This window comes from Psychrobacter sp. 1U2, from assembly GCF_051847575.1.
This window is the reverse complement of the sequence record NZ_JBPYDC010000456.1, coordinates 1-1,061: the sequence shown is the minus strand read 5'-3', so window position 1 is coordinate 1,061 and position 1,061 is coordinate 1. Positions and strand designations below refer to the sequence as shown.

Below are 1,061 nucleotides of genomic sequence, written 5' to 3'. Positions count from 1 at the left end.
CACATGATCAAGCCGGCGAACTTTGGTAAAGGAAAAAATCACCCCTATGATGGTAATGATGACCACCATCCAAAAGAAGCTGCTGGCAAAGCTATATTGTACTGCCCAACTATAGGGCGCAAAGAATTCTGCGATTTGCCCACCGATAAAGTGTGCCACTCCTACCATAGCAAAGCATAAGCCGAACATCACCATTAAGTCATTAAGTGTCGCTGGACGTGCATGGTCACGCTCGTAGCTCTCAACCGCTGCAATCACTTTATTAATACTACTGCTATCAGCCCTTAATAAGCGATCTATCTTATCGCTGTGCTTGGCCATGACCAAGATAGCCAATAGCCACAATGAGGCATTGGTCGTATCAACCAAAATCATCATGCCAAACAAATCATCACTGACCCCAAACAATTCTTTCATCGCTGCCTGATTAGCAGCACCGCCAATCCAGCTACCTGCCACTGCTGAAAACCCGCGCCATAACGTATCATCGGTAAACATACTGGGCGATACCCACTTAGCCACACCCAAACTAATCGGACCACTGATAATAATGGCAATACTGGCGGCAAAAAACATCGCAATGGCTTTCCAGCCTAAGCCCAGTATCTTGGGTACATCCATCGACAGGGTCATCAGTAGTAAGCTGGCTGGTAACAAGTAGGTAGCGGTAAAGCCATAAATCTGTGAGCCAATACCATCAGCAAAGAAGCCCAAGCTATTCAACGTCGCCGGTATAAAGCAGCACAATACGATACCGGGCAATACAGCATAAAAACGTCGCCAAAACTTACTGGGCAATCCTTGGGTATAAAATACCAAGCCTATAATGGCCATGATAATACCAAATGCTAGTGGCAAACTATCAATTGCAAAACTTGAGGTAGCGGGCATCAAAGGGCTCCGAAGTGTGCGATTTATCAAAGTTTGTCAGTATAGACAAGGCAAAAAATAGGTGCAAGCTGCTATTTGGCCAAATCCTAAATTGAATAGACACAAAAAAGCCAGATAACACGTATCTGGCTTTTTCCGGCTTTACTATAGGGCTAAATGAGCGGCTTTAC

1 protein-coding gene is annotated in these 1,061 nt (G+C 45.0%); it reads right to left on the bottom strand.

Annotation, left to right across the window (positions count from 1 at the left end; all coding sequences use genetic code 11):
• On the bottom strand, positions 1-891 hold an 891-nt coding region (locus tag ACS8FD_RS16550), incomplete at its 3' end, for a DUF819 family protein (protein ID WP_439276644.1).
• Positions 892-1,061 lie beyond the last annotated feature (170 nt).